Annotated in this window: 9 protein-coding genes; 3 read left to right on the top strand and 6 right to left on the bottom strand. The window is 71.3% G+C overall.

Annotated elements, in window-relative coordinates:
* Positions 1-556 precede the first annotated feature (556 nt).
* A complete protein-coding gene (locus OG542_RS38555; protein ID WP_408057830.1) occupies positions 557-2122 on the top strand; it encodes an alkaline phosphatase family protein in 1566 nt (521 codons plus the stop codon).
* Here the strand turns inward: OG542_RS38555 and OG542_RS38550 are convergent.
* The 3 genes from OG542_RS38550 to OG542_RS38540 form a co-directional block, all read right to left on the bottom strand.
* The gene (locus OG542_RS38550) at positions 2094-2807 is read right to left on the bottom strand and encodes an alpha/beta fold hydrolase (RefSeq protein ID WP_328417248.1); all 714 of its coding nucleotides are present in this window, start codon (positions 2805-2807) and stop codon (positions 2094-2096) included. The genes OG542_RS38555 and OG542_RS38550 overlap by 29 nt on opposite strands.
* Before the next feature lie 62 nt (positions 2808-2869).
* Positions 2870-3712 carry an alpha/beta fold hydrolase gene (locus tag OG542_RS38545; protein WP_328417246.1) on the bottom strand — a complete coding sequence of 281 codons (843 nt, stop codon included), beginning with the start codon at positions 3710-3712 and terminating at the stop codon, positions 2870-2872.
* 313 nt (positions 3713-4025) lie between these two features.
* Complete coding sequence (locus OG542_RS38540) at positions 4026-5549, bottom strand: acyl-CoA synthetase (protein WP_328417244.1); 1524 nt, start codon at positions 5547-5549, stop codon at positions 4026-4028.
* 156 nt (positions 5550-5705) lie between these two features.
* Here OG542_RS38540 and OG542_RS38535 point away from each other — a divergent pair, with 156 nt between their 5' ends.
* The gene (locus tag OG542_RS38535) at positions 5706-8132 is read left to right on the top strand and encodes a penicillin acylase family protein (RefSeq protein ID WP_328417242.1); all 2427 of its coding nucleotides are present in this window, start codon (positions 5706-5708) and stop codon (positions 8130-8132) included.
* A gap of 42 nt (positions 8133-8174) precedes the next feature.
* On the opposite strand, the gene OG542_RS38530 is transcribed toward OG542_RS38535, so the two are convergent.
* From OG542_RS38530 to OG542_RS38520, 3 genes are all read right to left on the bottom strand, one after another.
* Positions 8175-9434, bottom strand: a complete 1260-nt coding sequence (locus tag OG542_RS38530) for a DUF418 domain-containing protein (protein ID WP_328417240.1) — start codon at positions 9432-9434, stop codon at positions 8175-8177.
* Positions 9435-9545: 111 nt separating this feature from the next.
* Positions 9546-11096, bottom strand: coding sequence for an acyl-CoA synthetase (locus OG542_RS38525; RefSeq protein WP_328417238.1), 1551 nt, complete (start codon positions 11094-11096; stop codon positions 9546-9548).
* Positions 11093-12205, bottom strand: a complete 1113-nt coding sequence (locus OG542_RS38520; RefSeq protein WP_328417236.1) for an NAD(P)H-dependent flavin oxidoreductase — start codon at positions 12203-12205, stop codon at positions 11093-11095. Before OG542_RS38520 ends, OG542_RS38525 begins: the two co-directional genes overlap by 4 nt.
* Positions 12206-12343: 138 nt before the next feature.
* On the opposite strand from OG542_RS38520, the gene OG542_RS38515 reads away from it, so the two are divergent.
* Positions 12344-14134, top strand: a complete 1791-nt coding sequence (locus OG542_RS38515) for a serine hydrolase (protein WP_328417234.1) — start codon at positions 12344-12346, stop codon at positions 14132-14134.

The following is a 14134-nucleotide window of genomic DNA, read 5'->3' as shown; positions in this document are numbered from 1 at the left end:
TCACCGGGCTCTGTTTGCCATGCCTAGCAAGACCGCACGGAAGGACCTCCGGGTGTCGCAATTCACTCGCTCCCGTCAGCAGTCGGACTCGACCGGGGACGGGGCGAAACCGGATGACGACGCCGGCGGGACGGCAACGGACGGCGATACCGGCACGGCAGAACCGGACAGTGGCACAGACGAAGCCGAAGCCGAAGCAGACGGTAGTGAGGCAGGGGCCGGTCTGGACAAAGACACCGGCGCGACAGAACCAGACGGTGATGCCTGCGGGGCGGAGTCGGACTCCGGTGCCGCTGAAGCGGAAGCGGACCCCCGTGCGGTCGAAGCGGAGTCGCACTCCCGTGCGGTCGAAGCGGAAGCGGGCGGTGGGGCCGCGGCCGCACACCCCGGCGTCGTCACCCCCGCGCGGAACGAGGGCGATGGCACCGACGCGCAGCAAGCCGCCCCCGATGAGGCACCGGACACGGCGAGGGCCGGGTGGTTCGGCTGGCGGCGGCGCTGCCCCCGTACGGCACGCGGCGTCAGCGTCGGGACTACCGTCCTCGCCGGTGCGCTCGTGTTCTTCGCGCTCCTCGTGCCCAACCAGATGGAGAAGATCGAGTTCGCCTCGTTCGTCCGCATTCCCGCCGAGGGCGTGCTGCTCGCGGGCCTGCTGCTCGCGCTGCCGCCGCGGCCCCGGCGGATCACGGCGGTCGTCTCGGGTGCGTTCCTCGGGCTGGTCACCATCCTGAAGTTCGTCGACATGGGCTTCTACCAGGTGCTGGCCCGGCCCTTCGACCTGGTCCTGGACTGGATACTGATCGAGAACGCGACGGACTTCCTGAGGGAGACGTTCGGCCGTACCGGCCAGGTACTGGCCGTGGTCGGCGTGATCGTCCTGTTCATCGCGGTGCTGGTCCTCACGACGCTCGCCATGGTGCGGCTGACGAACCTGATGGTCAGCCATCGTCACATCGCCGCCCGTACGACACTGGTCCTCGGCACGGCGTGGATCACCGCCATGACTCTGGGCGTGCAGGTCGGCAGCGTGCCTTTCGCCACCAAGGGCAACGCCGAGTTCCTCGGCAACCGTGTCGACCAGGTGCGCGCGGGCCTGAAGGACGCGCGGGTCTTCCAGAAGCAGGCCGCCGTGGACGCCTTCGCGAAGACGCCGCCCGACCAGTTGCTCACGGGGCTGCGCGGCAAGGACGTGCTGTTCACCTTCATCGAGAGCTACGGCCGCGTCGCGATCGACGACCCGGCGATGGCGCCCCAGATCGACTCGGTGCTCAAGGAGGGCACCAGCTCACTGAAGGCGGCCGGGTTCGAGTCGCGCAGCGGCTGGCTGCAGTCGCCGGTGACCGGCGCGGGCAGCTGGCTCGCCCACTCGACGTTCCTGTCCGGGCTGTGGATCAAGAACCAGCAGCGGTACCGCAGCCTGACCACCAGTGACCGTATGACGCTGACCAACTACTTCGGCAAGACGAACGCCTGGCGGACCGTCGGCGTCGTGCCCGGGGTGCGCCGGGCCTGGCCGGAGGGGAAGTACTTCGGCCTGGACCACATCTACGACTCCGAACACCTCGGCTATCACGGCCCGTATTTCAGCTGGACGCCCGTGCCCGACCAGTTCAGCATGGAGGCCTTCCAGCGTCTGGAGCACGGCAAGAAGGACCGTGAGCCGATCATGGCGGAGATCATCCTCGCCTCCAGCCACAACCCGTGGTCGCCCATCGCGCGGATGATCGACTGGGAGGACCTCGGCGACGGCTCGGTGTTCCACCAGATCAAGAAGGAGGGCACCAACCCCACGGAGGTCTGGAAGGACCCGGAGAAGGTGCGCACCGAGTACCGGAAGGCCATCGAGTACTCGATCCGGAGCCTGACCGAGTGGCTCGAGCGCTACGGCGACGAGGACACGGTCCTCGTCTTCCTCGGCGACCACCAGCCGGTGCCGACCGTCACCGCCGGGGACACCGGCAAGGACGTGCCGATCACCATCGTCGCCAAGGACGAGAAGGTCCTGGACCGGGTCGCCGACTGGGGCTGGACCGACGGCCTCAAGCCCGCCGAGAACGCTCCCCGGTGGGGCATGGACAAGTTCCGCGACCGTTTCATGACGGCGTACGGTCCGCAGAGCTGAGGAACTCCTCCACGGCCGCGAGGAACTCCTCGGGCCGAACCTCGTGCACAAGATGCCCGGCGTCGATGGTGAGGCGCCGGGCGTCGGGAAGCGTGTCGGCGAGGGCGGCGATCTGTTCCTGGGGAATCAGACTGCTCGGCCCGCCACCGATCAACAGCGTGGGCATGGTGATCCGCCCCATATGGTCCCACCACACAGGCTTCGGGGCGTTGCGCTGTCGGTCGGTGGCGACGATCATCGCCCAGTCGTACGGCAGCTCCCCGTCGGGACGTTCGGCGGGCGGGCGCGGCGGATCCAGCGGGAAGGGCGCGGGCACGTCCTCCAGCACAAGGCGCTGTACCAGTTGCGGGCTGTGCTGGGCGAGCAGGTAGGCGACGGCGGCGCCGAGGGAGTGGCCCACGACGTCGGCGCGGGCGATGCCGAGGGCGCCGAGGAAGGCGTGGACATCGTCGCGCATGGTCTCGTAGGCGTAGTCGCCGGGCCAGTCACTGCGGCCGTGCCCACGAAGGTCCGGGGCGTAGATCCGGCGGGGCCCGGCGGCCAGTGCGGGGGCGATCTGCGACCAGTCGGCACCATCGGCCCCGCGGGCGTGCAGGAGCAGGACGGGCGGCGCGTCCTGCGGTCCCCAGACGCGGTAGGCCAGAGTGATGCCGTTCGCTTGTACGGTGCGCTGATCGGTGTCCATGCGGGCACGCTAGCGAGGGGTCGCGGTCGGCCGGGCTTGCTCTGCCGACAGCAGAAGGACGCTCACTCCCGTCCGGAGAGAAAGGCCGTCACGCGCCGCGCGAACCACTCCGGGTCGTCCAGCCACGGGTAGTGACCGGCGCCGGGCTGCACCGCGAACTCGGCCGCCGGGAAGGCGTCGGCGGTGCGCCGGGCGAGGGCGGGGCTCGGACCACCGTCCATCTCTCCGGCCAGGACGAGTACCGGTGCCGTGACCCGGGCGAGCCCGCTCCGTGTTCCGTCCGGGTCGTATGCGCCGTCCGCTCCGTACACCTCCGCCGCGTCGTCGTTGGTCTCGTCCCCCTCCCGGTCGGCGTGGGCCCGGGCGGTGTCGTCCCACCGCCCGTAGAAGAACGGGACGAAGACGGGGTCGAAGTCGCCGGTGCCGGAGAGCCAGGCCTCGAACGCCGGGAACGCGTCCGCGAACCAGGGTTCCGACGCGCGCTGCCGGGCCGCAGCCAGCCGGTCCTCGGGCGTCGCGGGCACGCCGAGTGCCCATGGGATGGCGGTGATCAGCGCCAACCGTCCCAGCCGGTCCGGGTGCCGGGCAGCGTAGCGCATGGCGAGGCTGCCGCCCGCCGAGTGCGCGAGCACGTCCATCCGCTCCAGACCCAGGTGTCGCCGCAGCGCCTCGACGTCATCCACCAGCCGGTCGCAGCGGTACGTCGCGGGATCGGTCGGCACGTCGGACCGCCCCGTGCCGCGCAGATCGAGAAGGACCAACTGCCGGTGCACGTCCAGCCCGCCCAGGTTCCCGAGGTACGCGCAGGCCCGCATCGGGCCGCCGGGCAACACCACCAGCGGCTCACCCTCACCGCGTATGTGGCAGGTGAGTCGAGTCCCGTCCGGGGCGCTGAAGATCGGCATGCCGTCGATGATCGGACGCAAGCGCGACCGGTCGCAACAGAGTTGTCAGAGCGAGTGCATGGACCGCAGGTCGGGGGAGAGTTCCAAGGTGCTGACGATCGCCCGGCGGCCGCGCTGGTCGGGCCCCGGATCCGTGTCCGGGTCCGACGCCATGTCGGACAGCCGGGCATCGAAGCCCGGTACTCGACGAACGTCTCGGGTGTCGACGACAGCGGCCAGGGGGTCTTCCCGTGCCCGTGCCCGACTGGAGCCGGCGAGAGGCAGGCCCCGAGGTGTTCGGCGGGTTCCCGGGCCTCCTGTGCCCCTCGTGCCGCTACCCGGATGCCACCGACCCCGTCCCGCCTCCGAGGTCCTTCCTGAGCTCACGCTTGAGAATCTTCCCGCTGGCGTTGCGCGGGAGTTCGTCCACGAAGAGCACTCTCTTCGGCGCTTTGAAGTGAGGCAGATTCTCGCGGACATGGTCGATCAGTTCCGCCTCCGTGACCTCGCCGCGTGGGACGACGACGGCCGTGACGGCCTCGATCCAGCGCTCGTCGGGCAGGCCGACGACCGCGGCCTCGGCGACCTGGGGGTGGGTGTACAGGGCGTCTTCGACCTGACGTGAGGCGACCAGGACACCGCCGGAGTTGATGACGTCCTTCACCCGGTCGACGATCGTGAAGTAGCCGTGCGCGTCGCGGACCGCGAGGTCGCCGGAGCGGAACCAGCCGTCACGGAAGGCCTCGGCGGTCTCCTCGGGTTTGTCCCAGTAGCCCTCGCACAGTTGTGGGGAGCGGTAGACGATCTCGCCGGGGGTGCCGTCGGGTACGGCCTCCCCGTCCTCGTCGACCACACGCGCCTCGACGAACAGCACGGGACGGCCGCAGGAGTCCATGCGGCCCTTGTGCTCCTCGGGGGCGAGGACCGTGGCGAGGGGGCCGATCTCGCTCTGGCCGAAGCAGTTGTAGAAGGCCAGCTTCGGGAGGCGTTCCTTCAGCCGTTCCAGTACCGGGACCGGCATGATCGACGCCCCGTAGTAGGCCTTGCGCAGGCCGCTCAGGTCGCGGGTGGCGAAGTCGGGGCGGTTGGACAGGGCGATCCAGACGGTTGGCGGGGCGAACAGGCTGTCCACGCGGCCCGCTTCGACCAGGTCGAGGAGCCGGTCGCCGTCGGGTGCGTCGAGGATGATGTTCGTCGCGCCTACCGCGAGGTAGGGCAGCAGGAAGACGTGCATCTGCGCCGAGTGGTACAGGGGCAGCGAGTGCGCGGGGCGGTCCCCCGCACTGAGGTCGAGAGCCGAGATGGCGCTCAGGTACTCGTGCACCAGGGCCCGGTGGGTCATCATCGCGCCCTTGGGCAGCGCGGTCGTCCCGGACGTGTACAGCAGTTGCACGAGGTCCTCGGTGCGCGGCTCTGGGCCGTCGTACGCGGGCGCCTTCGCCAGCCGCGCGAGAAGCGAGTCGTCGGCTTGGCGCAGGGGCAACGTGCGTGCGCCCTCGGGGAGCCGGGCGGCGAGGTCCGGGTCGGCGAGGACCAGGGAGCTGCCGGACTGGCCGACGATGTAGGCGAGGTCGTCGCCGGTGAGGTTCTGGTTGACGGGTACGTGCACCAGGCCCGCTCGGGCGCAGGCCAGGAAGGCGATCAGGTAGACGTCGGAGTTGTGGCCGTAGGCGCCGACCCGGTCCCCGGGGGACAGGCCCTGGTCGAGGAGGACGCTCGCCGCGCGGGAGACGGCGGTGTCCAGTTCGTCGTAGGTCCAGGTGCGGTCGCCGTACTCCACCGCGACGCGCGCCGGTGTGCGCCGGGCGCTGCGCCGTAGGACTCCGTCGACCGTGCTGCCGTGTCCGGGCGTCGTCATGACAAGTGATCCTCGGTCGACCGCCCGGGGGAGGTCAAGGACCGACCGGCTCAACCCTGCCGCCGCCGGCGGCGTCCAGCGTGATGGTACTGACGTATGAACCAAGAACATTTGTACGGTCAAGTCTCCTTTCCCTCAGCGATGTTGGAGGGCACCATGCGCAGCCGCCTGAGACACCTCGTTCTCGGGGCCACGGCCCTGTTCACGGCCGCGTCCGCGTTACCCGCGGCCGCCGCCCCGAGCCAGGGGCGAGCGGAGCAGCACCCTTCCCGCGACGGCCTGTCCGCCGTCGTCCGCTACACCGAGTACGGCATTCCGCACATCCTCGCGAAGAACTACACCGACCTGGGCTTCGGCACGGGCTGGGCGCAGGCCGCTGACGAGGTCTGCACGCTCGCCGACGGGTTCGTGACCCTGCGGGGCGAGCGCTCCCGGCACTTCGGCGCCGACACGGCAGCCGACGGCGCCCTCTCCGGTGCCAGGACGAACCTCGCCAGTGATCTGTACTTCCGCGGGGTCCGTGAGAGCCGCACCGTGGAAAAGGTGCTCGCCGAGCCCGCTCCCGTGGGGCCGAGCCGCGAGGTCCGGGGCATGATGCGCGGCTGGGCGGCCGGGTACAACGCCTGGCTGAAGAAGAACAAGACCACGGATCCCGCCTGTGCGGGCGCCTCCTGGGTCCGGCCGGTCACCGAGCTCGACGTGGCCGCCCGTGGTCTCGCCCTCGCCTCGATCTCCGGCGAGGGGCGCTTCGTGGACACGATCACGACCGCGAAGCCCCCGACCGGAGCCACGAGCGCCGGGAGCGGCCCCTCCTCTCGCCAGCCGGACGCCAAGGCCGTGGCGAAGGCGGCGGACGAGCTGTGGGGCGATTCCGGCATGGGCTCCAACGCGGTCGCGTTCCGCGGCGACACGACGGCGAACGGCAGCGGTCTGCTGCTGGGCAACCCCCACTACCCCTGGGAGGGCGGGCGCCGGTTCTGGCAGTCGCAGCAGACGATCCCCGGCGAGCTGAACGTGTCCGGTGGCTCCCTGCTCGGCACCCCGGCGATCTCCGTCGGGTTCAACGCACAGGTGGCGTGGAGCCACACCGTCTCGACCGGTATTCCGGCCAGCTTCCACCGGATGAACCTGGATCCGGCCGATCCCAGGACGTACCTCGTGGACGGCAAGCCGGAGCGGATGAGGAAGCGGACCGTGACGGTCGCGGTGAAGGACGGCGCGCCGGTGACCCGCACCCAGTGGTGGACCCGCTTCGGCCCGGTCGTCACCTCGCTCAACTCTCAGGTCCCGCTGCCGTGGACCAGCACCACGGCGTACGCCCTGTACGACCCGAACGCGTCGAACCTCCGCTTCTCCGACACCTCGCTCGGCTTCAGCAAGGCACGGAGCACGGACGAGGTCCTCGCGTCCCTCGCGCGGCACCAGGGCATTCCGTGGGTGAACACGATCGCCGCCGACCGGGCGGGACACTCCCTCTACACCCAGTCCCAGGTACTCCCCCGAATAACCGACGGGCTGGCGGAGCGCTGCTCGACGGAGCTCGGCAGGACCACGTATCCGGCGTCCGGCATCGCGATCCTCGACGGCTCGCGCGGCGACTGCGCCCTCGGCAGCGACCCCGACGCCGTGGGGCCGGGCATCTTCGGGCCGGCGAGGATGCCGACGCTGAAGAACGCGCCGTACGTGGAGAACTCGAACGGCACCGCGTGGATGACCAACGCCGACCGGCCGATCACCCGCTACGAGCGGGTCTTCGGCACGGTGGGCACCCAGCTCGGCCTGCGCACGCGCGGCGGGATCGAGGACGTGGCGGCGATGGCGGACAAGGGCCGGCTGACCGTACGCGACCTGCAACGCCAGCAGTTCGCCAACCGGGTGCCCGCGGGGGATCTCGCCGCCGAGGACGTGGCACGGGCGTGCGCCGCGCTGCCCGGCGGTACGGCGACGGGCAGCGACGGCAAACCCGTCGACGTGTCGGAGGCCTGCGGGGTGCTGAAGGCCTGGGACCGCACCATGGACACCGGGAGCCGGGGGGCGCTGCTCTTCGACCGGTTCTGGCGGAGGCTGGAACAGGCGGTGCCACCGGGCCAGTTGTGGAAGGTGCCGTTCTCGGCGGCCGATCCGGTACGTACCCCGAACACGCTGAACACGGAAGCTCCCGGCCTCGCCACCGCGCTCGCCGACACGGTGGAGGAACTGCGGGCGGCGGGCATCGCGCTCGACGCGCCGCTCGGCGCGCACCAGTTCGTCGTCCGCGACGGCAAGCGCCTTCCGGTGCCGGGCGGTGCGGGGCAGCTCGGTGTGTGGAACGTGATCCAGCCGACGTGGGACGCGGCCGGCGGTGGCTACACGGAAGTGCCGTTCGGCTCCAGTCACCTCCAGGCGGTGGGCTGGGACGGCAGTCGCTGCCCGGTGGCCCGCACCCTGCTGACCTACTCCCAGTCCTCGAACCCCGAGTCGCCGCACTTCTCCGATCAGACGCGGCTGTTCTCGGGTGAGAAGTGGGTGACGTCGCGCTTCTGCGAGAAGGACATCCTGTCCTCGCCGAAGCTGAAGGTCGTCCGGGTGCACGAACGGCGCTGACCGTGCCGGTGGGGTGCCGCTCCCGGTGGGGCGGCACCCCGCTCATCCCGCCCGGCGTCCGTACATCAGCCGGCGCAGCACCGTTTCGGCGGGACCCCGGCGGCCGGCGCGTTCGAGCGCGTACGCTCCGGCCACCGTGACCAGCCAGACGGCGAACGCGAAGAGCGCCATGGTGGCGCTGCCCAGATGCTTGCCGAGGCCCAGTCCCCAGGCGGCCAGCACCGGGGCGAAGAGCAGCGAGTGGGCGAGGTAGCAGGACAGGGACCGCTTCCCGACGGAGGTCACCGCGGCGATGGCTGTCGCACCGCGCCGGGGCCGGCGGGTGGTCCACCAGTGCGCGAAGAGGGCGACGGCCGCGACATAGCCGAGGCCCGCGGCGTTGCCGGTGATGTCGCGGAGCACCATGAGCGCTCCGGACTCGCTCTGCATGTCGTCCGGCACGTGCAGGACGCCGATGTGGGCGAGTGCGGCGGGCAGCGCGCCGAGCCAGCCGACCGCGATGCCGAGCACGGCCGTCAGGCGCAGCGGTGTGCGGTGGCGGCCCGGTTCCTCCAGGATGCGGCGGCGCGCGGCCCAGAAGCCGAGCAGGAAGAGGATGTACCCGCCGCCGACGAGGGTCAGCGGGGCGGCGACGAAGGTGACGAACAGTCCGGTCCGCAGCCGGGTGCCCGCGGCGGTGAGCCAGTTCCCCTCCTGCGATGCGTACGCCGTGAAGCCCGGGTCGGCCTCGGCGTCCCCGAACGTGCCCAGTTCGCCCCGGAGCAGGGCCGAGAGGGCGGGCCCGGCCGAGACGAGCACGATCAGGGCGACCCCGATCCAGATCCACCACTTCAGGGCGCGTTCGCCGCGCCGCAGGAAGGCCAGGCCGAGGACGAGGCTCAGGACTCCGTAGAAGCCGATGATGTCCCCCGCCATCAGCAGGACGGCGTGCGTCAGGCCGATGACGATCAGCCAGAGGCTGCGCCTGCGCGGGATTCTCGCGGCGTCGCGCGGGTCGGTGCCGGCGGAGGTCTGGCGGAGGTAGAGCTGCGTCATGCCGTAGCCGAAGAGGAAGGCGAAGAGCGGATAGACCCGCAGGTCGAGCACGATGATCATGGTGAACTGCACGGCGTGGTCGAGCCAGGAGCCGTCCACGGGCTGCCATCCGGAGGGCCCGCGCCGGGCCGCCCAGAGGTGGAAGGCGGTGTTGGACAGCACGATGCCCAGCAGCATGATCCCGCGGGCGAGATCGGGGGCGAGTGCCCGCTCGCCGGGCCGGACCGCCCCTCGCCGCAGCGGTCCCTCTTCGGTCGCGATCGTCATGAGGTCAAGCTAGGAAAGCGGGGCACGGCCGGACATCGGCCGGAGGGCGAGCGGGCGCCGACCAAAGGATGACGCCCGTGCCCGGCCGCGCGACCAAAGCCGCACCGCCGCCTACACCGGTCGGTTCCGGCCCTCCCAGTACGGCTCCCGCAGCCGCCGCTTGTACAGCTTGCCGTTGGGGTCGCGGGGCATCTCGGAGATGAAGTCGACGCTCCTGGGCCGCTTGTACCCGGCGAGCAGGTGTGTGCAGTGGTCGAGGAGGTCGGCCGCGAGGGCGGGTCCGGCCCGGTGTCCGGGGGCCGGTTCGACGACCGCCTTGACCTCCTCGCCCCAGTCGTCGTGCGGGATGCCGAAGACGGCGGCGTCCGCGACGGCCGGGTGGGCGAGCAGGGCCGACTCGATCTCGGCCGGGTAGATGTTGACGCCGCCGGAGATGATCAGATCGATCTTGCGGTCGCGCAGGAAGAGGTAGCCGTCCTCGTCGAGGTGGCCGAGGTCGCCGACGGTGAAGAAGTCGCCGATGCGGTTCTTGCGGGTCTTGGCCTCGTCCTTGTGGTACGAGAAGCCGCCGGTGTTCATCTTCATGTAGACGGTGCCGAGTTCGCCCGGCGGCAGCGGGTTGCCGTCGTCGTCGAAGATCGCGAGTTCGCTGATGGGCCAGGCCTTGCCGACGGTGCCGGGTTTCTTCAGCCAGTCCTCGGCGGTGGCGAAGGCGCCGCCGCCCTCGCTGGCCGCGTAGTACTCCTCCACGCAGGGGCCCCACCAGTCGAGCATGGCCCGTTTCACGTGGTCGGGGCAGGGCGCGGCGCCGTGGATGGCGTGCCGCATGGAGGAGACGTCGTAGCGGTCCTTCTCCTCGTCGGGCAAGGCCAGCAGGCGGTGGAACTGGGTGGGGACCATATGGGTGTGGGTGCAGCGGTGGCGGTCGATGAGGCGGAGCATCTCCTGGGGCGTCCACTTGTCCATCAGGACCAGCCGGTGGCCGATGTGCAGGGACGCGCCGGCGAACTGGAGGACGGCCGTGTGGTAGAGCGGCGAGCACACCAGGTGCACGTTGTCGTCGAAGGGCCGGATGCCGAAGATGCCGAGGAAGCCGCCGAGGTAGGCCTCCTCCGGCGGTTTGCCGGGGAGTGGACGGCGGATGCCGCGCGGGCGGCCGGTGGTGCCCGAGGTGTAGTTCATGACCCAGCCGAGGGTGCGGTCGGCGGGCGCCGACTCGAACTGCCCGTCGAGGAGTTCCGCGTAGGGCCGGAATCCCTGGACCGTGCCGACGGCGTACCGGTGGGTGGCCGGGAGGCCGGCCTCGTCGGCGGCGTGGCGTGCCGCGTGGGCGAAGCGCTCATGGGCGAGGAGGACCCGGGCGCCGGAGTCGGAGACGATCCACGCGATCTCCGCTCCGACGAGGTGGTGGTTGACCGGGACGAGGTAGAACCCGGCCTGGCTGGCGGCCAGATACGCGGTGAGGAACTCGACGCTGTTGGGCAGGACCACGGCGAACGTGTCGCCGCGTTCCAGCCCGGCCGCGCGCAGGCCGTGCACGAGCCGGTTGGCGGCGGCGTGCAGGCGCCCGGCGGTCCACTCCTCGCCGTCGGGCGCGACGAGCACGGTGCGGCCGGGGTCCTGTGTGGCCTGGGCCCAGAAGCCCACTGCGGGTGTGCTCACGACTGGCCGCTCCTTCCGGCGATGCGGTTGATGCGGTCCACGGCCTGTTCGAAGCCGCGGGTGAGGTCGTCGAAGACGGCCTGGACGCTGCGTTCGCTGTTCATCCGGCCGACGATCTGCCCGACCGGGGTGCCGAGCAGCGGTTCGACCTCGTGCTTCTGGATGCGTGAGACGGCCTCGGCGACGAGCAGGCCCTGCAGCGGCATGGGCAGGGTGCCGGGCCCGGCCGGGTCGTCCCAGGCGTTGGTCCACTCGGTGCGCAGCTGGCGCGCGGGCTTGCCGGTCAGGGCGCGGGAGCGGACGGTGTCGCCGGAGCCGGCCGCGAGCAGCTTGCGGGTCAGGGCGGGCGAGTGGAGGTCCGCTTCTGTGGTGGTCAGCCACAGGGATCCCAGCCACACACCTTGAGCGCCGAGGCTGAGTGCGGCGGCCACCTGCTGTCCGCTGCCGATGCCGCCGGCGGCCAGCACGGGCAGCGGGGCCACGGCGTCGACGACCTCGGGGGTGAGCACCATGGAGGCGATCTCGCCGGTGTGGCCGCCGGCCTCGTAGCCCTGCGCCACGACGATGTCGATCCCGGCGTCCTTGTGCTTGCGGGCGTGCCGGGCACTGCCCGCGAGCGCGGCGACGAGCACGTCCTGGTCGTGGGCGCGTGCGACGACGTCGGCGGGCGGGGAGCCGAGGGCGTTGGCGAGGAGCCTGATCGGATAGTCGAACGCGACGTCGAGCTGGCTGCGGGCGACCTGCTCCATCCAGCCGGTGATACGCCATCCGGACGCCTCGCCCTCGGCGAGTTCGGGCACGCCGTGCTTGGCGAGGGTGTCCAGGACGAACTGCCGGTGCCCCTCGGGGATCATCGCCTCGACATCGGCTTCGGTCACGCCCTCGACCTTCTTCGCCGGCATCACCACGTCCAAGCCGTACGGCCGGCCGTCGACGTGCGCCTCGATCCAGTCCAGGTCGCGTTTGAGCTCGTCGGGGGCGGTGTAGCGGACCGCGCCGAGCACGCCGAAGCCGCCGGCCCGGCTGATGGCCGCGGCGACAGCGGGGAACGGCGTGAAGCCGAAGACGGCGTGCTCGATTCCCAGTTTCTGGCTCAGCTCCGTCTGCATGGGCGCAGGATGCCGGAGTCCTCCGGAGGACGGAAGGGGTTTCCTGATACCCCGTCAGATTCTCGGTCAGATTCGTGGAGGCGTGCGGCGGACATACTTCCGGGGACATGCGAGACGGTTGAGGCGAAGGGGCGTGCGGTGACCGAGGGAGCAGCAGACAGAGCGGCGACCGCTGAACCGACCCGGCGGCAACTGGGCGGGCAGGCCCTGGCCTTGGGCGGTGCGCTCGCCCTCGCCTCCTTGCCCGCCGGGCCCGCGGCGGCCGCCCCGGCGACACGTCACCACCCCACCCTGCGGCACGGCTCGGCCGCACGCGCCGGCCTGCTCCCCTCGCACCTTCGCCGGCTCGTCAGCGACGCCGAGGCGTTCCTCGGCCCCTCCCCCGCGCACCCCTGGTACGCGGGCGCCGTCCTGCTCGCCGGGCGCGGCGGCACCGTCGCATTGCACCGGCCCCTCGGGATGGCGGTGCGCTACCGGGCCTACGACGAGAAGACCGACGCCGGTGTGGAGTTCCCGCCGGACGAGCAGATCCCCATGGCCGAGGACACCGTCTTCGACCTGGCGTCGGTGTCGAAACTGTTCACCTCGATCCTCGCCGTGCAGCAGATCGAGCGGGGCAGGCTGGCGCTGGAGGCGAAGGTCGCCTCGTACCTGCCGGACTTCGCACGCGCGGGCAAGCAGGACATCACGATCCGTCAGCTCCTCACGCACACCTCGGGTTTCCGCGCCTGGATCCCGCTGTACAGCGCGCCGACGTACGAGGAGAAGCTCGAGCTCATCTGGAACGAGAAGCCGGTGAGCGCTCCGGGCACGGCGTATCTGTACTCGGACCTGAACCTCGTCTCGCTCCAGCTCGTGCTGGAAGGGATCACGGGCCGCTCCCTGGACACCCTCCTGCGGGAGGAGATCACCGCGCCGCTCGGCATGCGCCGCACCCGCTACAACCCGCCAGCCTCCTGGCGGCCGAGGATCGCGGCCACGGAGGACGCACGCCCTCCGTGGTCCGGCCTGGACCGGGGCCTGGTGTGGGGCGAGGTGCACGACGAGAACGCCTTCAGCCTCGGCGGGGTCGCGGGCCACGCGGGCGTCTTCTCCGACGCGTGGGACCTCGCGGTCCTCGGCCGTACGCTGCTCAACGGCGGTGTCTACGGGCGGGCGCGGATCCTGCGGCCCGAGTCGGTGGAGCTGATGTTCACCGACTTCAACACCGCCTTCCCCGGCGATGAGCACGGCCTCGGCTTCGAGCTCTACCAGCACTGGTACATGGGCGCGATGGCCACGCCGCGCACCGCCGGGCACACCGGCTTCACGGGCACGTCGCTGGTGCTCGACCCGACCACCGACTCCTTCCTCGTCGTGCTCGGCAACTCCGTACATCCGGTACGCAGTTGGCGTTCCGGGTCCGCTCCTCGGGTCGCCGCCGCGAACAACCTGGCACGGGCCGTGCCGGTCCGGCCGGTGCGGGGTCGCGGTGCCTGGTTCTCCGGGATGGCGGTCTCCGCGACGGCGACGCTCACTCTCCCCGCGCTGGACACGTCCACCGGCGGGGCACGGCTGCGCTGCGCGCTGTGGTGGGACACCGAGCCGAAGGCCGACGTCCTGGTCCTGGAGGCCACGGCCGACGGCGGCACGACCTGGCAGCCGGTGCCCTTCACGACGTCCCGCCGGGGCGAGGATCCCCGGCGGCATCCGTCGGGCTCGGTCACCGGCTGGTCCGGCCGCGTCTGGCACCGGCTCACCGCCGATGTCCCCGCCGCGCGCGGGCTCGCCCTGCGCTGGCGGTACGCGACGGACCGGCTCTATGCCGGGCGCGGGTGCTACGTGGACGCGCTGCGGGTCGAGACGGCGGGCGGCGTGCTGTTCGACGAGACGCGCCCGGCGGACGCGTCGCGCCTTCAGGCGGTGGGATGGACGCCGTCGGCGGACTGA

It is taken from the genome of Streptomyces violaceus (genome assembly GCF_036014075.1).
In the GTDB taxonomy this organism is placed as follows: domain Bacteria; phylum Actinomycetota; class Actinomycetes; order Streptomycetales; family Streptomycetaceae; genus Streptomyces; species Streptomyces violaceus.
The sequence above is the reverse complement of the archived record's forward strand: the minus strand, read 5'-3'. Positions and strand labels throughout refer to the sequence as shown.

Bases quoted from the DNA above. Each gene is read 5' to 3' on its own strand.
- OG542_RS38550 (WP_328417248.1), bottom strand. From the start codon at position 2,807: ATGGACACCGATCAGCGCACCGTACAAGCGAACGGCATCACTCTGGCC.
- OG542_RS38545 (WP_328417246.1), bottom strand. From the start codon at position 3,712: ATGCCGATCTTCAGCGCCCCGGACGGGACTCGACTCACCTGCCACATA.
- OG542_RS38540 (WP_328417244.1), bottom strand. From the start codon at position 5,549: ATGACGACGCCCGGACACGGCAGCACGGTCGACGGAGTCCTACGGCGC.
- OG542_RS38535 (WP_328417242.1), top strand. From the start codon at position 5,706: ATGCGCAGCCGCCTGAGACACCTCGTTCTCGGGGCCACGGCCCTGTTC.
- OG542_RS38530 (WP_328417240.1), bottom strand. From the start codon at position 9,434: ATGACGATCGCGACCGAAGAGGGACCGCTGCGGCGAGGGGCGGTCCGG.
- OG542_RS38520 (WP_328417236.1), bottom strand. From the start codon at position 12,205: ATGCAGACGGAGCTGAGCCAGAAACTGGGAATCGAGCACGCCGTCTTC.